This window comes from Nonomuraea glycinis (genome assembly GCF_035920485.1).
GTDB classification, from domain to species: Bacteria; Actinomycetota; Actinomycetes; order Streptosporangiales; family Streptosporangiaceae; genus Nonomuraea; species Nonomuraea glycinis.
Map to the genome: position 1 here is coordinate 988,118 of NZ_CP109166.1, position 21,976 is coordinate 1,010,093.

Here is a 21,976-nt window from a genome sequence, read left to right on the forward strand (position 1 = left end):
GCATGTCAAGAGGTCGCCATCCCTCCTTGACGGTCGTACAGTGCCGTAATAGAACACGTTGCAGTACCCCAAAACCAAGCGCTTGATCAAGAGGGTGAACCGGGTGCACATCGACCTCGTCGACCAGGACAACTACGCCGCCGCTGGGCCGCCGCACCAGCAACTCGCCTGGCTCCGCGCCAACGACCCCGTCCACCGGCACCCGGGTGAGCCGGACTTCTGGGCGGTCACCCGTTACGAGGACGTCGTGCACGTCTCCCGGCACTCCGAGCTGTTCTCCTCCGCCAGGAGGCTGGCGCTGTTCAACGAGATGCCCGACGAGCAGATCGCGATGCAGCGGATGATGATGCTCAACCAGGATCCGCCGGAGCACACCCGGCGCCGCTCGCTGGTCAACCGGGGCTTCACCCCGCGCACGATCGGCGCCCTCGAACAGCACATCCGCGACATCACCGACGACCTCCTGGACAAGTGCGGCAGCGAGGCCGACTTCGTCACCGAGGTGGCAGCCCCCCTGCCGCTGTACGTGATCTGCGAGCTCCTCGGCGCCCCCGTGACCGACCGCGACAAGATCTTCGCCTGGTCGAACCGCATGATCGGCGCCCAGGACCCGGACTACGCGGACTCCCCGGAGGAGGGCAGCAACGCCGCCATGGAGGTGTACGCCTACGCCAACGAACTCGCCGTCCAGCGCAAGGCGAACCCCCGCAACGACATCGTCAGCAAGCTCCTCCAATCCGACGAAGCGGGCCAGAGCCTCGACGAGACCGAGTTCGACCTTTTCGTCCTGCTCCTCGTCGTGGCCGGCAACGAGACCACCCGCAACGCGGCCTCGGGCGGCATGCTCGCCCTCTTCGAGCACCCCGACCAGTGGGCCCGCCTGGCGGCCGACCCCGGACTCGCCGCCACGGCAGCCGACGAGATCGTCCGCTGGGTCTCCCCCGTCAACCTCTTCCGCCGCACCTCCACCGCCGACCAGGTCCTCGGTGGGCAGCAGATCAAGGAGAACGACAAGGTCGTCGTCTTCTACTCCTCCGCCAACCGCGACACCAGCGTCTTCCCCGACGCCGAGGTCTTCGACATCGGCCGCTCCCCCAACCCGCACATCGGCTTCGGCGGCGGCGGCGCCCACTTCTGCCTCGGCAACCACCTGGCCAAGCTCGAACTCCGCGTCCTGTTCGAACAGCTCGCCCGCCGCTACCCCAACCTCCGCCAGACCGGCGACGCCCGCCGCCTGCGCTCCCACTTCATCAACGGCATCAAGGAGCTCCCGGTCAAACTGAACTAGGACGCGCCTCGGATCCCGGAGCCGCCGACGGCTCCAGCACCGACGCCGTTCAGAGCAGGAAGCGGAAGAGCGGGCTGGAGGCGTCGATGCGTTCGATCCGGAGCGGGGCGGCCTCCATGCGCTTCAGCAGGCTCGGCAGATCGTCGGGACTGGCCAGCTCGATACCGACCAGGGCGGGGCCGGTCTCGCGGTTATTGTGCTTGACGTACTCGAACAGGGTGATGTCCTCGTTCGGGCCGAGCACCTCGTCGAGGAATCGGCGTAGCGCGCCCGGCTCCTGGGGAAACTCGATCAGGAAATAATGCTTGCGCTCCTCGTGGATCAAGGCACGCTCAACGACCTCGGCATAGCGGCTGACGTCATTGTTCCCGCCGGAAAGCACGCAGACCACTGTGGCGGAGTCCGGTATTTCCACCATTCCGAGAGCGGAGCCGGCGAGCGCGCCGGCAGGCTCGGCGATGATGCCGTCAGTCTGGTAAAGGGCCAGCATCTCGCTGCACACTCGACCTTCCGGCACCGCGACGAGCTCGACATCGGAGGCGGCGATGATCGGGAAGGTGACGTCTCCGGCTCTGCGCACGGCGGCACCGTCGACGAAGGTGTCGATCTCGCTCAGGGTGACGGGCTCGCCGGCCGCGAGTGCCGCGGCGACGCCGGCCGCTCCCTCCGGCTCAACGCCGATGACGCGCGTCCGTGGGTGCCGCTCCTTCAGCCACGCGAGGGAGCCGGCCAGCAGCCCTCCTCCGCCCACAGGCAGCACCACCACGTCCGGGCCGACACCAAGTTGCTCCACCGCCTCGCGGATGACGGTCCCCTGGCCGGCGATGGTCCGCGCATCGTCGAACGCCGGCACGATCGTCGCGCCGGTGGCACGGGCATCGGCGGCCGCGGCGGCCGCCGCCTCGTCGTAGGTATCACCGCCCAGGACGGTTTCGATCATGCTCCCGCCCAGCGCCGCGATCCGGTCGCGCTTCTGGCGCGGCGTCGTGCGCGGAAGGTACACCCGCCCGTGTACGCCGAGTGCCGAGCAGGCGTAGGCCACACCCTGGGCATGATTGCCCGCACTGGCGGCGACCACCCCAGCCGCTCGCGCGACATCGTCGAGCTGCGCGATCAGGTTGAACGCGCCACGTACTTTGTAGGAGCGTACGGTCTGCAGATCCTCGCGTTTGAGCCACACTTCGGCGCTCGTCGCATCGGAGAGACGTGTGTTGCGTTCGAGTGGCGTCGTCCGCACCACACCGGCCAAGCGGCCTGCGGCCTCATCCACGGCATCGGCGGCGACCGGAGCGCCGCTCGTCGTCATCGCCCTGTCCGCGGCTCGATCGGCGCGATGGCCCTGGGACAGCGGTAGCGAGCGTCAGGCGGCGGGTCAGAGACGAGCACAGGTTGCGGTATCACCTTCTACCTAATAGCTGATCTGGGCAGACGAGCCAACTTCAGCCCCTCCGATGGCTGGATTCCGACAGAACTTGGCCCGTTAGCCGAAAGCGGTCAAGCCCGGCGACGTGGCCATCGTCTTCGAGTGGGCAACGGGCCGAGTTTCCCTTTGGGACTGGTTGGCCGGACAGGCGTTCCCCATACTTTCCGGTACGACCCGCTCGCTGCCCGGGGAGGCCTCCGTGACGACGCCTGCTACCGGAGTGACCTCCCTGGTCGGGCGTCTCCTGCTGCTGGGCCTGGCCGTCGTGCCGCCGTCAGTGGCGGCGGTCTCACTCTGGGCATGGGTCCGTGGCCATGTCATCGGCGCCGTACTGATCGTCGCCGGCTACGAGGTTCTCCTTCTCGTCGGCGGGTTCGCCGGCAAGGTCTTCGGCGATCTGCAGGACCGCTGGGTGAAAGTCACCGCGGACTGGGCGGACGAGACGCTCCGCCGTACCTCCGCCCGCTTCCAGCGCGACTACCGGCGGCAGGTACGGGAAACCGTCAGATTCGTCGACCAGAAGGGCTTCATCATCCGTGGTGACGCGCCCGAGCTCGAGCACATCTACGTCGATGTCAGTCTGGAGTCACGACCGCCTCGCGAGGACGCGGGTGGCCTGGTGACCGACCTCCCGCAGGTGTCGAACCAGCGCCGCTCCCTGCGCACCTTCATCCAGCGCGAGAAACCGGCCGTGCTGGCCCTCATCGGCGCCCCCGGCACCGGGAAGACGACGTTGCTGCGGCACACGACCCTGCGGATGTGCTCCCACAGATCATCTCGACGCCCCCTGCCTGTCCTGCTCTACCTGCGTGACCATGCGGCAGCCATCGTCGAACGGCCCGACATCGGACTGCCCGAGGTCATCGTCACCCGGCTCGGACACCTGCGTGAGCAGGAGCCGCCTGGCTGGTTCGACAGACAACTGCGACGAGGGCGGTTCGTCATCATGCTGGACGGCCTGGACGAAGTGCCCCGTGAGGAGCACCGGCAGCGCGTCATCGACTGGGTGGACCAGCAGATCGCCGAGTATCACCGCAACGACTTCATCATCACCAGCCGGCCCTACGGCTACCGTCAGTATCCGCTGAACAGCGCGGCCGTGCTCCAGGTGCAACGCTTCACGCCCGAACAGACCGTGGAGTTCGTACGGGCCTGGTACCGCGCGGCCGACCGGCTGACCGATCATGCGGCGCGACCGCGTGGGCGTCCCGAGGCGCTGCTGAGCCAACTGCGGCGTAATGCCCACCTTTATGAGCTCGCAGCCAACCCGCTTCTCCTCACCATGATCGTCAACGTGCACCGCATCCGCGGCGAGTTGCCCGGCACCCGGGCGGAGCTGTACGCGGAGATATGCCGGGTCGTGCTCTGGCGGCACGACTACAAGCGGTCGGCGGAGCCCGGCGACGGCTCGCTCGACGGGGAGCGTAAGGAGCGCATCCTGCGCGAGCTGGCCTTCACGATGATGCGGGAAGGGACGCGAGACCTCCCCCGGTCTCAGGCGCTGGACCTGATCGACGCGTTCCTCGCACCGCGGCCGCCGGACGGCCCCGCGGGCACCTCGACCACCTCGGTCGCCTCGGTCCCCGAGCCGGGACCGGACCTGAGGGCAGGCGCACCGGCCGGTGAGCCGGCCACCGGCACGTCGGCGAACGAGTTGCTCATGGACATGGGGACCAGTGGCCTCCTGCTCGAACGCGAGATCGGCACCTATTCGTTCGCACACCAGACCTTCCAGGAGTATCTCGCCGCTGCCTACATACAGGACCATCCGGAGCTGGAGAGCATGCTGACCGGCGCGGTGGACGACCCCTGGTGGCGGGAGACGACCCTGCTCTACGTGACCCGGGCCGACCCCACCGGCATCGTCCAGGCCTGCCTGGCCTCCGGCTCGGTGCCGGCGCTCGCGCTCGCCTTCGACTGCGTGGACGAAGGACGCCCGGTGTCGCCGGACGCTCAGGCGGCGCTGGACCGGCTGCTGGACGAAGGGTCGAACGCGAGCGACGAGCGCACCCGCCTGCTCGCCGCGGTCACCGTCACGCGCCACCTACGGGAGGCCGTCAGGGTCCAGGAGCAGACGTGGGTGTGTGCCCGGCCGATCACCCCGGAGATGTACGGCAGGACCGGTCTGGCCACGCGCGCCGGAGCCCTCGTCTGGTCCGGGCCGACCGCCCGGAACCGCGGCGACGCCGACCCTTTGCCCGGGCCGTTATGGCCTGCGGACGTCGCCGCCCTGGTCGACTGGGTGAACGCCCTGGCCCCCGGAGGTCCCACCTATCGGCTGCCCACTGTCGAGCTGACGCGCGAGCCAGGCTTCGCGCTGGTCACCGCCGGGGATGCGCGCCCTGTTTGGGTGGCGTCCGACGCGTCGCCGCCGGACCTTCAGGTGGCCGGCGAAGTCGCGCATCCGTTCGCGGCGACCCCCGAAGAGGTGGACGACCAGGTGCACACGGACCTGCGGAACTCGAAGGTCCGGGACGCGACCCTCATCGCCTGCCTGCTCTACCGAACGCATCTGTACAACGCGCTCAGCAACGACACGATCCCCTTCGCGGCTCCCTTCGGCGATCTGTACCAGCTCAGTGAGTTCGCCGCCCATCCACGCCGGGCCCTCGAACGCGACCTCGTAAGCGATGACCTCCGCGGCACCGATCACCTACGCGCCCGGGTGGACAGGTTTCTCACTGCCGAGGGCCACCTGCTGGCGTCCAACATCGGCCAGGTCCGGAGCCTGGTGCGCCACCTCACCCGTGATCGTGACCTGGCCCGCGCCGGAGAGGTGGACCTGTCGGGCGATCGCCGCAGGTGCCTGATCGGAAGCATGTCGATCTTCCTCTGCTGCTGGCTCGCGGCCGCGACGCCCGACTCGGCCGATGAGGACCGGTCCACCCAGGCATCGATCTTGCAACCTCCCAGCAAGCAGGCGACCCTGTCACAACTGGTCCGGCCCTTCCGCCCCAAGACCGCCGTACCACCGTCGACGCCGGACGCACTCCTCGCCAGGATCCAGGCAGCCGTCGAGAATCTCGGCCAGGTCGTGGACGCCGACAAGGCGAACGCCGATCTGGGCATGGCCTACGACGTGGCACAGGCCATGCGGACGATCGCCTGCGACTCGCTCGGCGGATCCGGCCGGTTCGACCCGGACGCGGTGCGCTGCGTCCGACTCGGTGCGATGGCGGTCGCCACCGCTGCCGCACGCGTGCTCGGGACGAGCGACATCACCAGAGACTTCCGGGCGACAGCCACGGGGATCACCGCGTTGGAACGACGTGCCACGGATCCGGCCCGATGGCGCGACGCGGTCATCCTCGTCCGCTCCTGACGATCGCCCGCCGCCGCGGCACCGGCCGCGCAGCCGGCACAGATCGAGCCCTGAGAAGCACACGGGCAAGTCCTAGAAATCGAAGGACTGCAGGTGACGCCGTCGTGGCCGGGAGCGGCGGCGGGCGGCGCGGATGTGGGTCAGGATGCGGATCATGCCATCCGGTCCCGGCTGCCAGCCGCGCTCCATCAGAGCGTTGGCCACGTACTCCAGGAAGTCGGCCGTCCGAGCCGGAATGATGTCACGGCCCACCGCGATGACGCGCCAGCCCAGCCGGTTGAGCTCCTGCCTGCGGAGATCGTCACGGCGCTGGTCGGCGGGCCCGGCGTGGTGGGCGCGGCCGTCGTACTCAACGGCCACCTTGTACGGCTCCCACCCCAGGTCCAGGTAGGCGTTACGGTCGCCCGGCAGCGGGACGCGGATCTGCGCGGTGGGTCTGGGGAGGCCGCCGTCGATGAGGATGACGCGCAGCCAACTCTCCCGAGGCGAGGCCGCGCGGCGGTCGGCGAGCGCCAGGACGTCACGGGCACGCCGTGAGGTCGTCGATCGGTGCAGCAGGCTGTCAAGGTCCACGCCACGACGCAGAAACTGGTCAACCACCGTCACGGCCTCCAGCCGGGGCAGCCAGCGCGCGCAGTCGAAGGCCGTCCGATCCGGCGTGGTGAGGCGTACCCCGGCGTGCTCGGTGACGTCACCGCTGGGCACGGGCATCACGTGGACGAGACAGCCAGGAATCTTCAGCTCGGTGGGGACCATGATCTCGACGGGCCGGTCGCCGGCGGGGATGGCACTGGCAAGAGGATCCAGCCCCCAGACATGAGCCGCCGTCCGACGACACGCGACAGCCTGAGGAACGCAACGGGTAACGCAGCGGGCACGATCGACCAGCGGCAGAACAGGGGTGTTCACGCCGCCCAGCATGCGCTCCCCCCGCCACCGTCCAAGCGTCCGAACGAGATTCTGTGGAGAACATCGAGTTATCCACAGAGCAGGGGTAAGAAGAGCCGCTCCGCCCTTGCACAGCGTGGGATGGGCTGCCGGTCACGCAAGGGGAAGGACCTGCCGGACCGATACGCCGCATCACCACGCTGGTTCTAACTGGAGACCACAGCCCTGTCACCTGGCCGTGCCTCCAAACCTTTCACCAGGTCCCGCACGCTGTAAGCCAGCACGATGTGCGCCCAGCCGTGCACCCGCGGCTCACGACACGGCTCCCCACAGCGCCGCACCGCGAACCACCCATTGCCCCGCCAAATCTCCCAGCACCGGCCATAGCGCGCTCGCAGCCCCTCCAGGTCCGCCCTGGCGTCACCACGCACGAACCGCACGCCCTGGGCCAGTGACCGCACCGCCAAGCGGGTGCAGGTGGTCCGTACGCGACTGGCGCCCTACTCCGACATACCGCAAGTACGGGACGTGCTCTCCGACCCTCGCTGGAGCGCTGTTGGTTAGCAGCAGCCATCGTCAGGGCGTTGCCAGGCGGTTTTGAGCGTGCTCAGCCGCCACGGGGTCATCCTCAGCACCGTGATGCTCTCGTCGCGATGATCCGCCACGCTCAGAATCCGCGGATCGTATCCAAGCGGCTCATCCGCGCCAGAGAACAAGTGCCACACCTTCCGCCGAGTCGCCTCATCGCCCGCGAAGGCCGCCTCACACTCGGCGACCGCGACTTCTTGGGCCGGGTCCCAGTAGGAGCACGACACGTACGGCGTACGCGCCAGATGGGCGACCTTGAGCGGTGTGGGCCGGGTGAACACCCATCCGACGAGCTCCCCGCCCACCTCCTCCCAGTAGGGATGCACCACCCGTGAGCGCGGCCGGCCTCGGCGATCCACCGTGACCAGCGTGCACCACACGATGCGATGGGCGACGCGTACGAACTCCTCGACCATGACCGCCGGCGGTTTGATAGCTTTCACAACCATGGTTGTGAATCCTACTCCAGAATCCCTGGACCTCTCCTTGGCGACCCTGTTCGCGGGCTGGGCAATGGCGGACGAGGTACAGCGGCGGCTGGCCGCGGACGGTGTCGGCGAGCTGCGGTTCAACGACGGCGTGATCATCCAGCACGTGCTCGCGGCGCCTCTGTCGATCACCGCGCTGGCCGAGCGGATGGGTGTCACCCAGCAGGGCGCGTCGAAGGCCGTCGCCGACATGGAACGCCGCGGCCTGCTCACCCGCGAACCGTCCCCCGACGACGCGCGCACCAGACTGCTCCGCCTGACCCCGCACGGAGAGGCGGCGGTGCGCGCCGCCCGCGCCCACCGGACCGCACTGGAGACTGAACTGACCGAGGAGTACGGCACGGCCCGCGTCGCCGACGCCCGCGCTCTATTGTCCGCGATCCTCAGCCGCTTCGATCGCGACGACACCATCCGCAACCGCAGAGTCCGCCCACCCGCCTGATCACCACCGACCGCCGAACCGCCCGTACGATGATTGGTCGCCCAGGTGAACGTCTGCGAGTGGAGGCGGCCGGGACACTCTCCTGGCTGGCCTGTCTTGGTCACTATGAACCGGGCCTTCACGCTCTCCGAAGAAGCGAGCGCGAGAGGAAGGGGCGACGTCACGTGTCCCCTATCGCGTCCCCGCGACGCCTGGACGCGCCGATCGAGCCTTCCTTCCGCTCTGGGGTCGCCGCTTCACCGCACGGGAAACGTCACGCCGGTGAGCTCCTCGGAGGCGGTCCACAGGCGCTGCTGGACGGCCTGGTCGTGGGAGTCGGGGCTGGAAGTGACCAGCTTCGGGTAGCCCCGGATCTCACCCCGGCCGCCGGGGCCGTAGTACTGCCCGCCGGCGACCGCGGGATCGGTGGCGGCGCGCAGGGTGGGCAGGGCGCCCATCTCGGCCGTCTGGGTGAGCAGCGGCGCGAGCCAGGTGATGGGCACGCGAAGCGCGGCGGGCGCGTTGCGGACGAGCTCGGTGTTGGACACGCCGGGATGAGCGGCCACCGCGACCGTGGTGCCGTGTGATGCGAGCCGGCGCTGCAGTTCGTACGTGAACATCAGGTTGGCGAGTTTGGCCTGGCCGTAGGCGGCGACGCGGCTGTACGAGCGCTCCCACTGCAGGTCCTCGAAGTGGATGGCGGCCCGGATGCGGTGACCGGTGCTGCTGACCGTCACGACGCGGGAGCCGGGGACGGGCAGGAGCCGGTCCAGCAGCAGGCCGGTCAGGGCGAAGTGGCCGAGGTGGTTGGTGCCGAACTGCAGCTCGAAGCCGTCGGCGGTGGTCTGCCGCGGGGTGTACATCACGCCCGCGTTGTTGATCAGAAGGTCGATGCGCGGGTGGGCGGCGCGCAGGTCGGCCGCCGCGGCCCGGATCGAGTCCAGGGAGGTCAGGTCGAGAGCCTGGACGGTGACGTCGCCGGTGATGCGGGCGGCCGCCTGCTTGCCCTTCTCGATGTCGCGGACGGCCAGGACCACTGTCGCCCCGCGTGCCGCGAGCATCCGGGCGGTCTCGAAGCCCAGCCCGGTGTTGGCGCCGGTCACGATCGCCACCCGGCCGTGCTGGTCGGGGATGTGCTGCTCGGTCCAGTTACCACTCATGACGCACTCCTAAAGAACCATCGGTCTGTTAGGAGCAACATAAGAGACCGCCGGTCTTCTGTCAAGAGACCGGCGGTCTTTAAGATAGGCTGAGTACGTGACCTTTCAGCGAGCGCGCAGCGAGGAGCAGCGGGAGATCCGCCGCCGGGCGATCCTGGACACGGCGGCGGCGATGCTCGACGAGATGCCCGTGGCCGACGTGAGCCTCAACGAGCTCAGCCGGCGGGTGGGCCTGGCCAAGTCGAACGTCCTGCGGTATTTCGAGTCGCGCGAGGCGGTGCTGCTCGAACTGCTGGACGTCTTCCTGGAGAGCTGGCTCGCCGAGCTGGCGGACGAGCTGGCCGCGGGCATCGAGGCGCACGCGGCGCCGGAAGTGCGGGCGGGCCGGCTGGCCGAGATCCTCAGCCGGTCACTGGCGGACCGCGTGGTGCTGTGCGACCTCTTCGGTGCGCAGGGCGGCGTCCTTGAGCACAACGTCTCGGTCGAGGTGGTCAAGCGGCACAAGCGGGCCTCCCTCGCCAGGCTCGCGGCCATGGCCGAGCTGATGCGCCGCCATGTGCCCGAGCTCGGTGACAGCGCGCAGCTGTTCTGCCTGATGACCCTGGTCTCGGCGGGCGCGCTTTCGGCGTACGTCCCGCCGCCGCCCAGCCTCCTCGCCGCCTACGCGGACGAGCCCGCCCTCAGCGTGCATAACCTGGAGTTGCGTGACGCGCTGCGGATCTCCTTCACCTCGACACTTCTGGGCGTGCTGCCGCGCGCCTGAGCCCCTTCTCGCGGGCCGGGCGCAGCAGGATCAGATCAGGTACGGGTGCTCGAAGTCAGACCAGCTTCCGCAGCTCGGGAAGGACCTCCAGGGCCAGCCGCTCGGCCTGCCCACGAGGGTCCGGGCCGGCGGGCATGAAGTTCATCGAGGTGAACCCCAGGGCCGCCAGCGACCCGAGCCGATCCAGCACCGCCTGCGGCGACCCCGCCACCACCGACGCCGAGTCGGAGTCCGCGCCGATCTGGAACGGCACGTTGTAGACGCACCGCACCGGCCGCCCCTGCGCGGCGTCGAGGACCCGCTCGCGCATGGCGGCGGCCTGCTCCGGCGGCGCGAACCCCAGCGACGGGATCCAGCCGTCCGCCAACTGCCCGGTCGCCGCCAGCGCCCGGTTGCCGTACGTGCCGAGCCAGATCGGGATGGGGGTGTCCGGCTTTGGCTCCATGGCGGCCTGCTCGGTGCGGTAGCGGCTCCCCGTATAGGTCAGCTCCGCCTGTGACCACAGCCCGCGCATGATGTGGATGGCGTCCACCATCCCGTCGACCTTCTCCCGAGGCGTCGGCACCCCGAGCCCGAACGCGCGGAACTCCTCGTCGGAGTAGCCGCCGCCGAGCCCCAGGATGAGCCGGCCGCCGGAGAGCCGGTGCAGGCTCTCGGCCATCTTGGCGACCATCGCGGGCGGCCGGTACGGCACTCCCAGCACCCGGGTCGCGATCTTGATCCGGGAGGTGGCGGCGGCCACCCAGGTGAGCATCGTCCACACCTCGTAGGTCGGCTCGGTGCCCGACGGGTGGTCGGAGGTGGAGACGAAGTCGTACCCGAGCTCTTCTGCGGCCCGCGCGTCACCCACCGGATCGGCCCCCTGAGCGGCCGAAGCCGAGATGCCGAGCCCGAACAGCGGCGTGGTCATGGCAGCCCTCCCTTTGACGGTTTACATGTAAACCTATGGCCGCAGTTGGTTACACGTCAACCAAACCGGACTAGGGTGGGGAGCATGGACGAGCCACGCTGGCTGGACGACGCCGAGTTCCGCGCGTGGATCGGCTACCGCCGGATGAGGTTGCTGCTCGACGCCCAGGTCAACCGCGACCTGCTGCACGACTCAGGACTGTCCGCGCCCGACTACGACGTGCTGACGGCGCTCACCTCGACCGAGGAGCGGCGCTGGCGGCTGACCGCGCTCGCCGACCGGATGCTCTGGTCCAAGAGCCGGCTGTCCCGGCACATCTCACGGATGGAGCAGCGCGGGCTGGTCACCCGCGAGGAGTGCGCGTCCGACGCCCGGGGCGCCATGGTCGTGCTGACCGAGGGCGGGCTGCGGGCCATCGAGGCGGCGGCGCCGGACCACGTGGAGTCCGTGCGCCGCCATTTCATCGACCTGTTGACCAGGGAGCAGATCGAGGTGCTCGGCACGGTCGCGGAGACCGTACTCACTCATCTGTCGGAGCCGGTTGAATCTGCGCCGCCGCGTCGTTCTGAGCGGTGACGGCGCGCGCGGCCGGCCGGGTGAGGGCTATGGCCTGGGACGTTCGGTCAGCAGTTTGAGGCACAGCGCGGCGGCCCAGGTCCAGATGATGCCACCGCCGGCCAGCATCAGACGGTAGTCCTGGGCGGGGAACGCGGCGAACCCCAGGACAAGGTAGGCGGCCGGGGCGAGAACGCTGTAGAGCACCCAGCCGCGCTGACCGTCGCGGGCGAATCGGCGGGCGAACACCAGACAGGCCACGCTCAACGCGAGCCCCATCCCGAGGGGTGCGAGGTTGTGGAGCAGGCCGTGCCAGCTGACCTGGGCGGGCAGGCCGCCGGGGGTTCCGAGCGGGTACCCGTCGGCGGGGTCGGTGGGAAAGACGCCCGCCCAGATCAGGCTGGCACCGTAGGCGCCCAGGAGCCAGGTGCCCCAGGCGCGGCCCGGGGTCTTGGGCTCCAGCGTGCGACGCAGGCCGACGACGGAAGCCAGGATCAACAACCCGCAGACCAGGAAGTTGGCGGTCTGGATCCAGCCGTACTCACCCAGGCTCAACATGCTGAGGGGGTGGCGGCGGGCGTCGAATCCGTCGCGGCTCATCGCCTGGCCGACGATCAGCAGAAGGAACAGCGGGCCGGCGACCACGCCACAGAGGAGAAGTGCACGGGCCTGGGCGTTGACCGGCCGGTCCACGCCTCGGGCGACAGGGGCGGGGGTGTCGGGGGGCATGGGTGACTCCTGTGTCTGTCATAGCGGGACAAGCAAATGCTTGGCTCATGGTGCTCGGCACGGTCGCGAAGGCACCGAGGTCAGCTGGGCCAGATCGGGCTCCAGTCGGCCATCTCGTTGAAGCGGCGCAACTCGGCCAGACCGGAGATGCTGCCGAGCCAGGCCGCGTAGGGCGTGCGGTCGAAGCCGCTCTGGACCATGGTCAGCCGGGTCTTGCCGCCGCTGCCTTCCAGCTCCCAGGTGCCGACGCCGTTGTGCCCCCAGTCGATGGAGACCTTGCGGTCGGGCTCCAGCTCCAGGATCCTCGCCGGCTCGCCCTCGGCGTCGAACCCGCCCATGGAGTAGCGCCCGCCGACGCGCGGCTCGATCTCGATCGGGTAGCCGAACCAGCGGCTGACCGTCTCCGAGTCGATCAAGGATGCGTACACCTTCGCCGGCGAGGCGTCGATCAGGACCTCCGCGCGCAGCTCGGCGGAGGTGAAGTCGGGCTTGGGCGTGAGGGCGCGGCCCTCGAAGTGCTCGGCCAGGTTGGCGAGCACGAGGTACCAGTAGGTCTGCAGGACGCCGCGGATGTTGGTGTCCTCGAGCGCCTCCCGCATGTCGAAGTGACTCTGCGAGACCGACACGATCGCCGAGTCGGGACCGTCCTCCTCCACGGCGAACTCCGACGTCGTCTCGACGCCGTCCAGCGTCCAGGCGAAGCGCACCGTACGGTCGTCGGCGTGCAGGAGCCGCTGGTGCGGCGCGTCGCCCTCGGGCGTGGAGCGGCCCCAGAACGCGTAGGTCCCGGGCAGCTCCACCTCGACGTGCTCGGCCAGCCACACGCGCATGGTGTCCGGGTCGGTCAGCGCGTGCCGCACCTGCTTGACGGAGGCGGGGACGCGGGCACGGATGATCATCAGGTCACTCATGGTCTTCTCCCTTGGGATAACAGGCGACGGCGAGCTTGAAGGCGTCGCCTTCGGCTCCGCCATAGCGGGTGAACAGCTCCCGCATCATGGTCTGCAGGTCGTTCAGGAACTCCTGCCGCTTTTCCGGCCGTACGTGAATCTCGCCGGACAGGCCGATCGACGGCAGCTCCGGCGCGGTCTTGTCCAGCGCCGCGATGTCGGCCTGCACGTCCTCCATCAGGTCGAGCAGATAGCCGAGGCTGAGCTCGTCGCGGGCCTTGGCCAGCCCGATCCGGCCGACCAGGCGCGGCGACAGCCAGTAGGAGCGGGCGGCGGCCTGGTAGATGCCCTCGTTGATGCCGCGCACCCGGCGCTCGGACACCAGGTCGACCAGGCCCGCCTCCACCAACCGCTTGACGTGGTAGTAGACCCGCTGCGGCGTCTGGCCGAGCCGGGCCGCGACCTCGCCGCAGGTGCCGGGCTCGGCGAGCTGCCGCAGCACCTCGACGCGCTGCGGCTTGAGCAGCGCCTCGGCCTGCTCGATCTCTTCTAGGTACAGGACGTCTCTCATTGCAAAAATGAGTCTTTACGTAAAAACCATTTTTGTCAATGACCCATGAAAAAGCCGCGACGGGGGGCCGCCGCGGTCAGATCAGGGCCAGGAGCCTTCCTGGTCGGGGTCGCCGCCGTTGGCCAGCAGCTGCAGGTCGGACTCGACCATCATGGCGACCAGCTCCTCGAAGGACACCGAGGGCTCCCAGCCGAGCTGGACGCGGGCCTTCTTCGGGTCGGCGCACAGCAGGTCCACCTCGGCCGGGCGGTGCAGACTCTGGTCGGTGACGACGTAGCGCTCCCAGTCCAGATCGACCGCCGCGAACGCGGCCTGCACCAACTCCTTGACCGACTTCATCCGGCCGGTGCCGATGACGTAGTCCTCCGGCGTCCCGGCCTGAAGCATCAGGTGCATGGCGCGGACGTAGTCGCCCGCGTAACCCCAGTCGCGCCTGGCGTCCAGGTTGCCGAGACGGAGGTCGGCGGCCAGGCCGAGCTTGATGCGCGCCACGCCGAGCGTGACCTTGCGGGTGACGAACTCGGCCCCCCGGCGCGGCGACTCGTGGTTGAACAGGATGCCGGAGACGGCGAACATGCCGTACGACTCGCGGTAGTTCTGGGTGAGAAAGTGGCCGTACGCCTTGGCGACGCCGTAGGGCGAGCGCGGATGGAACCCGGTCGTCTCCGTCTGGGGCGTCTCGCTGACCTGCCCGAACATCTCCGACGACGAAGCCTGATAAAAGCGGATCTGGCCGGAGGGGCGGCCGCCGCGCGACGCGCCCGAGCAGACCCGGATCGCCTCCAGCATCCGCAACACGCCCATCCCGGTGACCTCGGCGGTCAGCTCGGCCTGCTCCCAGGACATCGGCACGAAGGAGATCGCGCCGAGGTTGTAGACCTCGTCGGGCTGAACCCGTTCCACCGCGGAGATCAGCGACCCCTGGTCCAGCAGGTCGCCCCGGATCACCTGGACGTCGGCCAGCAGCCTGCGCATCCGCGACAGCCGCGGGTTGGCCTGACCTCGGGCCAGCCCCCACACCTCATATCCCTGACCGAGCAGGTGCTCCGCCAGATAAGAACCGTCCTGGCCGGTGATGCCGGTGATCAGAGCGCGCCTGGCCAACGGGGTCCTCCAACTATCGCTGCCGCGTCCGTTGCGACGGAAATGTACGCCATGCCCTCGGATCCATCTAGAACACGTTCTACCGAACCACGCTCGGTCACGGCAACGTCGCAGTTCGCACGGCGTGTGGCTGCCGCTGTGAACAATTCCAGATGACCTACCGAATGGTAGCCTTCTCGGACTAAGGTCATCTTTCACGGTACACGCCCTTCTCGGGGCCTACCGGGCGGAGAAAGGGGTGTCCGTGAGTGACACGCTGCGGATCGCGCTGTTGTCCTACCGCAGCAAACCCACCTGCGGCGGCCAGGGCGTCTACCTCCGTCATCTGACCCGCGAGCTGGTCGCCCTCGGGCACCACGTCGAGGTGTTCTCCGGCCAGCCCTACCCCGAGCTCGACGAGGGCGTGATCCTGCGCAAGGTGCCGAGCCTCGACCTCTACCGCGACGAGGACCCCTTCAGGACCCCCAAGCTCGCCGAATACCGCGACTGGATCGACCTGCTCGAAGTCGGCACCATGTGGACCGCCGGCTTTCCCGAGCCGCTGACCTTCACCCTGCGCGCCCGCCGCGAGCTGGGCAAGCGCGCCGGCGACTTCGACGTCGTGCAGGACAACCAGACGCTCGGCTACGGACTGCTCGGCATCCAGAAGCTGTTCCCGGTGGTCGGCACCATCCACCACCCGATCAGCGTGGACCGGCGGATCGAGCTCGAAGCCGCCAAGGGCGTCAAGAAGCTGACCATGCGCCGCTGGTACGGATTCGTCCGGATGCAGGCCAAGGTCGCTCCCCAGCTCAGCCCGATCCTGACGGTCAGCGAGTCGTCGCTGGCCGACATCCACCGCGACTTCAACGTCCCCCAGGCGAACATGCGCCTGATCCCGCTCGGCGTCGACACCCGCTACTTCCACCCACGCCCGGACAAGCCCCGGCGCAAGGGCTCGATCGTGGCCGTGGCCAGCGCCGACTCCCCCATGAAGGGCGTCGCCACGCTGCTGCGCGCCGTCGCCAAGCTCGCCACCGAGCGCGACGTCAACCTCACCGTGGTCAGCAAGCCCACCCCCGGCGGCCCCACCGAGAAGCTGGTACGGGAGCTGTCGCTGGAGGACCGGGTCCGCTTCGTGCACGGCATCTCCGACGACGAGCTGGGCGAGCTCATCGCCACCTCCGAGATCTCGGTGGTGCCGTCCCTGTACGAAGGCTTCTCCCTGCCCGCGGTCGAGCACATGGCCTGCGCCACGCCCCTGGTCGCCAGCCGTACGGGCGCGTTGCCCGAGGTCGTCGGCGACGCCGCCGTCCAGGTCGCGCCCGGTGACGCGGAGGAGCTCGCCGCCGTGCTGCGCCGCCTGCACGACTCGCCCGAGGAGCGCGAGCGGGTGGGCCAGGCCGGATACGACCGGGTCATGGAGCGCTACACGTGGCACGTCGTCGCCAAGAAGACCGTCGAGGCCTATCGCGAGGCCATCGCGGCCCGCCGTACCCGCTGATCAGAGGAGATCGTCCTGTGCTGACCGTCGACTTCGACCGGCTGCCCGTCGGCCCCGGCACGCGCGTGCTCGACCTGGGGTGCGGCGGCGGCCGGCACGCCTTCGAGGTGCTCCGCCGAGGCGCGGACGTCGTCGCGTTCGACATGGACCAGACCGAGCTCGACAACGTGGCCGCCATGTTCGCCGCGATGGACAAGGCGGGCGAGGTACCGCCCGGCGGCACCGGGGAGACCGTCCAGGGCACGGCGCTGGACATGCCGTTCGACGAGGGCGGCTTCGACCGCGTCATCGCCGCCGAGGTGCTGGAGCACATCCCCGACGACATGGCGGCGATGGCCGAGATCTTCCGCGTGCTCAGGCCCGGCGGCACGGCCGCGATCACCGTGCCGAGCTTTCTGCCCGAGCGGATCTGCTGGGCGCTCGACGAGGACTACCACACCGCTCCGGGCGGGCATGTACGCATCTACACGCTGGCCGAGCTGTCGGCCAAGCTGAAGGCCACCGGGTTCGTCGTCGGCCCGCACCACCACGCGCACGGCCTGCACGCGCCGTACTGGTGGATCAAGTGCGCCGTCGGCGTCAACAACGACGACCACCCCATCGCGAAGGCGTACCACGAGCTGCTCGTCTGGGACATCATGAAGCGCCCCGCCGCCACCAGGATCGCCGAGGCCCTGCTCAACCCCGTCATCGGCAAGAGTGTCGTGCTCTACGTCAGGAAGCCCGAGGCGTGATCTCCCGCGAGCAGGTCGTCCGGACGGCCGAGAGCATCGCGGCCATCCAGCGGGAAGACGGCGGAGTGCCCTGGCCGGAAGGGCACGTCGACGCGTGGAACCACATCGAGTGCCTGATGGCCATGACGGTCGCCGGGCTGGACGAGCCGGTACGCAGAGGCTACGACTGGCTCGCCCGGCACCAGCGCGACGACGGCTCGTGGCCGATGAAGCTGCTCGACGGGGTCGCGATCGAGGCGGGCGGGGAGTCCAACCACGCCGCCTACGTCACCGTCGGGCTCTGGCACCACTTTCTCGTCACCGGTGAGCGGTCCTTCGCCGAGCGGCGGTGGCCGATGGCCAAGGCCGCGCTGGACTACGCGGCCGGGCTGCAGACCGAGCGCGGGGAGATCGTCTGGGAGCGGGACGCGCACGGGCAGGCGGCCGCGTACGCGCTGCTGACCGGCTGCTCCTCCATCCACCAGGGGCTGCGGTGCGGCGTGCTGCTCGCCGACGAGCTCGGCGACCCGCAGCCGCACTGGGAGCTGGCCGCCGACCGGCTGGCGCACGTGCTGGCCGCCCATCCCGAGGCGTTCGCCGACAAGAGCCGCTTCTCGATGGACTGGTACTACCCCGTCCTGGGCGGCGCGGTGCGCGGGGCACAGGCGTGGGAGTCGCTGGAGCGCGAGTGGGCCACGTTCGTGGTGCCGGGGCTCGGCATCCGGTGCGTGTCGGACCAGCCGTGGGTGACGGGCGCGGAGACGTGCGAGCTGGCGCTGGCGCTGGACGCGCTGGGCGACCGCGGGCGTGCGGCGACGCTCTTCGGCGACATGCAGCACCTGCGGCACGAGGACGGCTCCTACTGGACCGGCTGGCAGTTCGCCAACCGCAAGCACTTCCCGCACGAGCGGTCCGGCTACACCGCGGCCGCCGTGATCCTGGCCGCCGACGCCCTCGACGGCCTGACCGGCGCCTCCGGCATCTTCCGCGACGCCGCCGCCCTGACCGCCGTACAGCCGGAAGGATGCGGCTGCGCCCCGGCTCGTCGCTGAGCAGGTGCGCACCGGCCCACCGCTGAGCGGGCGCGCACCGGCTCAGCGCTGACTTCGCAAGGGGTTTTGCCGCTTCTTTGCCGCCAGGAGCGTGGCGGCTCGATGGGTGCCCGCATGGGGGTCACTAGGTTCGACAGTGGCCGTACGAGGCGTCTTCGGGGGAAGCGTGGGCGACACGGGCACAACATCGTTCTTGGAGCAGGTCGGGATCCAGCCGACGCTGACCCCGGCCCGGGGCTGGCGGAGATTTCTGGTCAAGGATCCTCGCGAGTCCGATCTGAGCAGACGGAGGTTCCGGCTCACCCGAGGACCTTCTCGGGCGGTCATTGAGAATGCGGAAAAGTCGTATCTGTATGGCTTCAACGCAGTGATGTCACGGGAAGTTGTGAGGATCGATGAGATTTCCCGTGAGCAGCAGGCCTTCGCCTTCGAAGGGGCGGGGGCGGCGTGCGCGGTGCTCGACCTGATCACCGCGACTCGGGGCCGGCGCCTTCGCGAGCTACTGACCGGCCCCGGGACACGTCACCAGTTCGCCGTCCATCTCGGCGCCGGCCGGGGTTACGCGATGCTGCGCCTGCGGCCGATCCGGCCGCCCCGGCGGGCCCATCCGCTGCTGCGGTGGCTGGCCCTCGACGGGTTCGGCTTCGGCTGGAGCATGGCGCGGGCGGACCGGATGGTGGGCGAGCGGGCCATGCCCGACCTGCTCACCAGGTCGCACTGCGCGCTCGTCGACCAGGGCCTGGGCCGGCTGCTGTGGTACCACGACTGCGCCTCGCCCGACGACGTGGCCGCCAGGATCGCCGCGTACCCGGTCAGCAGGCGGGCCGCGCTGTGGAGCGGGGTCGGGTTCGCCGCCGCCTACACCGGCGGGGCGGAGGCCGACGAACTGTGGTGGCTGACCGAGCACGCGGGCGCCGACGGGTTCCGGGCGCATCTGGCCCAGGGCTGCGCGTTCGCGGTCGCGGCCAGGACGCAGGCCGGGCCACTGCCCGACCACGTCGCGCAGGCGGTGCCGATCCTCGCGGGCGACACCCCCGCGGAGGCGGCCGGCTGGGCGGACAGCGCGCTCGTCATGCTCGGCCACGACCCGCGCGGCCACGAGGACTTCCAGAGCTGGCAGGCGCACACCCGCAGGCTGTGGGCCCGCCGCCACCAGAACGCCTAGATCCCTGGAGCCACCCGCTCCAGGACGCGCAGCGAGCCCTCGGCGCGCACCTCGGCGAACGCGCCGGACTCCAGCGCGCGCAGGTAGATCCGATAGGGCGCCTGCCCGCCGTCGGCCGGGTCGGGGTAGATGTCGTGGAAGACCAGCGCCCCGCCCGTCATGACGTGCGGCGCCCAGCCCTCGTAGTCGCGGGTGACCGGCTCGTCGGAGTGACCGCCGTCGATGAACAGCATGCCGAGCGGAGTGCGCCAGAGCGCGGCCACCCGCTCGGACCTGCCGACGATCGCGATCACCTCGTCCTCCAGGCCCGCCGCGGCGATCGTGGCGCGGAAGACGGGCAGCGAGTCCATCTGGCCGAAGCGCGGGTCGACCAGCTCCGGGTCGTGGTGCTCCCAGCCGGGCTGGATCTCCTCCGAGCCCCGGTGGTGGTCGACGGTGACGACCACGGACCCGGTCCGCCTGGCCGCCGCGCCGAGGTAAACGGCGGACTTGCCGCAGTAGGTGCCGATCTCGCAGACGGGCCCGCGCGCGCCGTAGTCGCAGGCCACCTCGAACAGGGCCAGGCCCTCCTTCCGCGGCATGAATCCCTTGGCTTCCTCGGCGGCTCGCAGCAGCTCAGGCGGCATCGTCATAGCCCTGAACCCTAGTAGAACCGAACAACATTCCGGGGTCCCCTTGCCCGCTATAATGGAACCTGTTCTACTAGCAGCGTGAATCAGCGTACTCGGATCGCCATGTCGGAAGACGAGGTCACCGCACTGCTGGAGGGGGCACGCAAGCTGCAGCTCGCGACCATCAACCCCGACGGCACACCGCACCTGGTGACCATGTTCTACGGGCTCGACAAGGGCCGGATCACCTTCTGGACCTACGGCAAGGCTCAGAAGGCCCGCAACCTGGCGCGCGACCCCCGGGTGAGCTGTCTCATCGAGGCCGGCGAGGACTACGCCGAGCTGCGCGGCGTCCTGGTGTACGGCCGCGTCACGCCGATGGACGACGCCGAGTCCGTCCTGGCCGTCGGCATGGCCGTCGCGCGCCGGATGACGCCCGGGGTGGCGGACGAGCTCCTGCGCCCCTACGTCGAACAGACAGGTCGCAAGCGGGTCGCTTACGTGGTCGAGCCCACCAAGGTGGTCTCATGGGATCACAGGAGGCTCTCGTGAAGGTCAAGGTGGACGAGCTGGTCTGCGAGGCCAATGCCGTGTGCATGGGGCTCGCGCCCGAGGTGTTCGAGCTGGACGAGGACGACCAACTGCACATCCTCCTCCCCGAGCCACCGCCAGAAATGCTGGATCGCGTCCGCCACGCGGTGCGATCCTGTCCCAAAGCCGCACTTTCCGTAGAGGAATAGCCGGAGAGGATCCCCCATGCGCGCCGCCCTTCTGCACGCCGTAGGCGACGACAAGCTCGACATCCGCGACGACGTCACACTGGCCCCCGTCGGGCCCACCGACGTCCGGGTCCGGATCAAGGCCACCGGCGTCTGCCACTCCGACCTGTCGGCCATGACCGGCGTGCTGCCGCAGCCCGTGCCGCTCATCCCCGGCCACGAGGGCGCGGGCGAGGTGGTGGAGGTCGGCGCGCACGTCTCCACGGTCAAACCCGGCGACCATGTGGTGATCAGCTGGCGCCCGGCCTGCCAGGAGTGCGACCTGTGCCTGGGCGGCCAGCCTTACCTGTGCCTGAAGTACGTGATCGAGTCGTTCACCAAGGGCAACTTCCGCTACGGCGGCGACACCACGGCCTTCGGCATGGCCGGCTGCGGCACCTGGGCCGAGGAGATCGTGGTCCCGTGGCAGGGCGCGATCAAGCTCGACCCCGAGGTGCCGTGGGAGGTCGGCGCGCTGATCGGCTGCGGCATCACCACCGGCGTCGGCGCCGCGATCAACACCGCGAAGGTACGACCGGGCTCCACGGTCGCGGTCATCGGCTGTGGCGGCGTCGGCCTGTCGGTGATCCAGGGCGCCCGCGTCTCCGGCGCCCGCACGATCCTCGCCGTGGACCCGCTGGAGTCCAAGCACGCGATGGCCAAGAAGGTCGGCGCCACCCACGCGGTCACCCCCGACCAGGTCCCCACCGCACTGAACGAGCTCACCGGCGGCAACGGCTTCGACTACGGCTTCGAGGTCGTCGGCAAGGCGGCCACCATCCAGAACGCCTGGCAGATCACCCGCGCCGGAGGCGACGTCATCGTCGTCGGCGCCGGCGCGGTCGACGACATGGTCACCTTCCCCGCCTTCAACCTGCTCTTCGAGGGCAAGAACCTCCTGTCCAGCCTGTACGGCGAGTCCGACGTACGGCACGACTTCCCCTACTTCGCCAACCTCTACAAGGCGGGCCAGCTCGACCTGGAGTCGATGATCAGCGCCCGCATCAGGCTGGCCGACCTGAACGACGCGGTGGCCGCACTGAAGAGCGGCGAGGTCCTGCGCCAGATCGTGGTGATGGACTGACCCGGGCATG

General features: G+C 69.6%; 22 protein-coding genes. 12 read left to right on the plus strand and 10 right to left on the minus strand.

All coding sequences use genetic code 11. The features are described 5' to 3' along the window. Positions 1-82: 82 nt before the first annotated feature. The gene (locus OHA68_RS04510) at positions 83-1,288 is read left to right on the plus strand and encodes a cytochrome P450 (protein WP_327106482.1); all 1,206 of its coding nucleotides are present in this window, start codon (positions 83-85) and stop codon (positions 1,286-1,288) included. 49 nt (positions 1,289-1,337) lie between these two features. On the opposite strand, the gene ilvA is transcribed toward OHA68_RS04510, so the two are convergent. After that, a complete protein-coding gene (gene ilvA / locus OHA68_RS04515) occupies positions 1,338-2,594 on the minus strand; it encodes a threonine ammonia-lyase IlvA (protein ID WP_327106483.1) in 1,257 nt (418 codons plus the stop codon). Between the two features lie 316 nt (positions 2,595-2,910). Between ilvA and OHA68_RS04520 the strand changes: the two genes are divergently transcribed. Further along, on the plus strand, positions 2,911-6,033 hold the full coding sequence (locus OHA68_RS04520; RefSeq protein WP_327106484.1) for an NACHT domain-containing protein: 3,123 nt from the start codon (positions 2,911-2,913) through the stop codon (positions 6,031-6,033). A gap of 72 nt (positions 6,034-6,105) precedes the next feature. Here OHA68_RS04520 and OHA68_RS04525 read toward each other — a convergent pair whose 3' ends face one another. Both OHA68_RS04525 and OHA68_RS04530 read right to left on the minus strand, forming a co-directional pair. Next, positions 6,106-6,789 carry a hypothetical protein gene (locus tag OHA68_RS04525; RefSeq protein WP_327106485.1) on the minus strand — a complete coding sequence of 228 codons (684 nt, stop codon included), beginning with the start codon at positions 6,787-6,789 and terminating at the stop codon, positions 6,106-6,108. A 692-nt stretch (positions 6,790-7,481) separates the two neighbouring features. Then, on the minus strand, positions 7,482-7,958 hold the full coding sequence (locus OHA68_RS04530; protein ID WP_327106486.1) for a pyridoxamine 5'-phosphate oxidase family protein: 477 nt from the start codon (positions 7,956-7,958) through the stop codon (positions 7,482-7,484). Between OHA68_RS04530 and OHA68_RS04535 the strand changes: the two genes are divergently transcribed. Continuing rightward, complete coding sequence (locus OHA68_RS04535; RefSeq protein ID WP_327106487.1) at positions 7,957-8,439, plus strand: MarR family winged helix-turn-helix transcriptional regulator; 483 nt, start codon at positions 7,957-7,959, stop codon at positions 8,437-8,439. The two genes, OHA68_RS04530 and OHA68_RS04535, sit on opposite strands and share 2 nt — an antisense overlap. A 236-nt stretch (positions 8,440-8,675) precedes the next feature. On the opposite strand, the gene OHA68_RS04540 is transcribed toward OHA68_RS04535, so the two are convergent. Then, positions 8,676-9,578: an SDR family NAD(P)-dependent oxidoreductase gene (locus OHA68_RS04540; protein WP_327106488.1), complete on the minus strand. Its 903-nt coding sequence runs from the start codon at positions 9,576-9,578 to the stop codon at positions 8,676-8,678. A 97-nt stretch (positions 9,579-9,675) separates the two neighbouring features. Here OHA68_RS04540 and OHA68_RS04545 point away from each other — a divergent pair, with 97 nt between their 5' ends. After that, entirely contained in the window at positions 9,676-10,341 is a 666-nt protein-coding gene (locus OHA68_RS04545) for a TetR/AcrR family transcriptional regulator (RefSeq protein WP_327106489.1), read from the plus strand. Between the two features lie 55 nt (positions 10,342-10,396). On the opposite strand, the gene OHA68_RS04550 is transcribed toward OHA68_RS04545, so the two are convergent. Further along, positions 10,397-11,251, minus strand: a complete 855-nt coding sequence (locus OHA68_RS04550) for an LLM class flavin-dependent oxidoreductase (protein ID WP_327106490.1) — start codon at positions 11,249-11,251, stop codon at positions 10,397-10,399. A gap of 84 nt (positions 11,252-11,335) precedes the next feature. Between OHA68_RS04550 and OHA68_RS04555 the strand changes: the two genes are divergently transcribed. Continuing rightward, positions 11,336-11,827: a MarR family winged helix-turn-helix transcriptional regulator gene (locus tag OHA68_RS04555; protein ID WP_327106491.1), complete on the plus strand. Its 492-nt coding sequence runs from the start codon at positions 11,336-11,338 to the stop codon at positions 11,825-11,827. Positions 11,828-11,854: 27 nt separating this feature from the next. Here OHA68_RS04555 and OHA68_RS04560 read toward each other — a convergent pair whose 3' ends face one another. From OHA68_RS04560 to OHA68_RS04575, 4 genes are all read right to left on the minus strand, one after another. Beyond that, entirely contained in the window at positions 11,855-12,535 is a 681-nt protein-coding gene (locus OHA68_RS04560) for a DUF998 domain-containing protein (RefSeq protein ID WP_327106492.1), read from the minus strand. An 80-nt stretch (positions 12,536-12,615) separates the two neighbouring features. Further along, on the minus strand, positions 12,616-13,446 hold the full coding sequence (locus tag OHA68_RS04565) for an SRPBCC family protein (RefSeq protein ID WP_327106493.1): 831 nt from the start codon (positions 13,444-13,446) through the stop codon (positions 12,616-12,618). Continuing rightward, the gene (locus tag OHA68_RS04570; protein ID WP_327106494.1) at positions 13,439-13,996 is read right to left on the minus strand and encodes a helix-turn-helix domain-containing protein; all 558 of its coding nucleotides are present in this window, start codon (positions 13,994-13,996) and stop codon (positions 13,439-13,441) included. Before OHA68_RS04570 ends, OHA68_RS04565 begins: the two co-directional genes overlap by 8 nt. An 81-nt stretch (positions 13,997-14,077) precedes the next feature. Further along, the gene (locus tag OHA68_RS04575; RefSeq protein ID WP_189136436.1) at positions 14,078-15,100 is read right to left on the minus strand and encodes a GDP-mannose 4,6-dehydratase; all 1,023 of its coding nucleotides are present in this window, start codon (positions 15,098-15,100) and stop codon (positions 14,078-14,080) included. Positions 15,101-15,338: 238 nt separating this feature from the next. On the opposite strand from OHA68_RS04575, the gene OHA68_RS04580 reads away from it, so the two are divergent. The 4 genes from OHA68_RS04580 (at position 15,339) to OHA68_RS04595 (ending at position 19,513) form a co-directional block, all read left to right on the plus strand. Continuing rightward, complete coding sequence (locus OHA68_RS04580) at positions 15,339-16,583, plus strand: glycosyltransferase family 4 protein (RefSeq protein ID WP_327106495.1); 1,245 nt, start codon at positions 15,339-15,341, stop codon at positions 16,581-16,583. Between the two features lie 17 nt (positions 16,584-16,600). After that, positions 16,601-17,317, plus strand: coding sequence for a class I SAM-dependent methyltransferase (locus tag OHA68_RS04585; RefSeq protein WP_189136434.1), 717 nt, complete (start codon positions 16,601-16,603; stop codon positions 17,315-17,317). Then, positions 17,314-18,348 (plus strand): prenyltransferase, encoded by a 1,035-nt coding sequence (locus OHA68_RS04590; RefSeq protein ID WP_327106496.1) that lies wholly within the window; start codon positions 17,314-17,316, stop codon positions 18,346-18,348. Before OHA68_RS04585 ends, OHA68_RS04590 begins: the two co-directional genes overlap by 4 nt. A gap of 166 nt (positions 18,349-18,514) precedes the next feature. After that, positions 18,515-19,513, plus strand: coding sequence for a DUF1702 family protein (locus OHA68_RS04595; protein ID WP_327109457.1), 999 nt, complete (start codon positions 18,515-18,517; stop codon positions 19,511-19,513). On the opposite strand, the gene OHA68_RS04600 is transcribed toward OHA68_RS04595, so the two are convergent. Then, entirely contained in the window at positions 19,510-20,139 is a 630-nt protein-coding gene (locus OHA68_RS04600; RefSeq protein ID WP_327109458.1) for a class I SAM-dependent methyltransferase, read from the minus strand. The genes OHA68_RS04595 and OHA68_RS04600 overlap by 4 nt on opposite strands. Before the next feature lie 84 nt (positions 20,140-20,223). On the opposite strand from OHA68_RS04600, the gene OHA68_RS04605 reads away from it, so the two are divergent. Genes OHA68_RS04605 through OHA68_RS04615 form a run of 3 tightly spaced genes read left to right on the plus strand, consistent with a single transcriptional unit; the run spans position 20,224 to position 21,966 of the window. Then, positions 20,224-20,676 (plus strand): pyridoxamine 5'-phosphate oxidase family protein, encoded by a 453-nt coding sequence (locus OHA68_RS04605; protein WP_327106497.1) that lies wholly within the window; start codon positions 20,224-20,226, stop codon positions 20,674-20,676. Then, positions 20,673-20,864, plus strand: coding sequence for a ferredoxin (locus tag OHA68_RS04610; protein ID WP_189136430.1), 192 nt, complete (start codon positions 20,673-20,675; stop codon positions 20,862-20,864). The genes OHA68_RS04605 and OHA68_RS04610 overlap by 4 nt, the downstream gene beginning before the upstream one ends. Before the next feature lie 16 nt (positions 20,865-20,880). Then, entirely contained in the window at positions 20,881-21,966 is a 1,086-nt protein-coding gene (locus OHA68_RS04615) for a Zn-dependent alcohol dehydrogenase (RefSeq protein ID WP_327106498.1), read from the plus strand. The last annotated feature ends 10 nt before the right edge of the window (positions 21,967-21,976 follow it).

What these genes read in the sequence shown, in the direction of transcription:
- OHA68_RS04550 (WP_327106490.1), bottom strand. Translation starts at nt 11,251, where the DNA reads ATGACCACGCCGCTGTTCGGGCTCGGCATCTCGGCTTCGGCCGCTCAG.
- OHA68_RS04600 (WP_327109458.1), bottom strand. Translation starts at nt 20,139, where the DNA reads ATGCCGCCTGAGCTGCTGCGAGCCGCCGAGGAAGCCAAGGGATTCATG.
- ilvA (WP_327106483.1), bottom strand. Translation starts at nt 2,594, where the DNA reads ATGACGACGAGCGGCGCTCCGGTCGCCGCCGATGCCGTGGATGAGGCC.
- OHA68_RS04530 (WP_327106486.1), bottom strand. Translation starts at nt 7,958, where the DNA reads ATGGTTGTGAAAGCTATCAAACCGCCGGCGGTCATGGTCGAGGAGTTC.
- OHA68_RS04615 (WP_327106498.1), top strand. Translation starts at nt 20,881, where the DNA reads ATGCGCGCCGCCCTTCTGCACGCCGTAGGCGACGACAAGCTCGACATC.
- OHA68_RS04560 (WP_327106492.1), bottom strand. Translation starts at nt 12,535, where the DNA reads ATGCCCCCCGACACCCCCGCCCCTGTCGCCCGAGGCGTGGACCGGCCG.
- OHA68_RS04535 (WP_327106487.1), top strand. Translation starts at nt 7,957, where the DNA reads ATGGTTGTGAATCCTACTCCAGAATCCCTGGACCTCTCCTTGGCGACC.
- OHA68_RS04555 (WP_327106491.1), top strand. Translation starts at nt 11,336, where the DNA reads ATGGACGAGCCACGCTGGCTGGACGACGCCGAGTTCCGCGCGTGGATC.
- OHA68_RS04540 (WP_327106488.1), bottom strand. Translation starts at nt 9,578, where the DNA reads ATGAGTGGTAACTGGACCGAGCAGCACATCCCCGACCAGCACGGCCGG.
- OHA68_RS04570 (WP_327106494.1), bottom strand. Translation starts at nt 13,996, where the DNA reads ATGAGAGACGTCCTGTACCTAGAAGAGATCGAGCAGGCCGAGGCGCTG.
- OHA68_RS04565 (WP_327106493.1), bottom strand. Translation starts at nt 13,446, where the DNA reads ATGAGTGACCTGATGATCATCCGTGCCCGCGTCCCCGCCTCCGTCAAG.
- OHA68_RS04525 (WP_327106485.1), bottom strand. Translation starts at nt 6,789, where the DNA reads ATGGTCCCCACCGAGCTGAAGATTCCTGGCTGTCTCGTCCACGTGATG.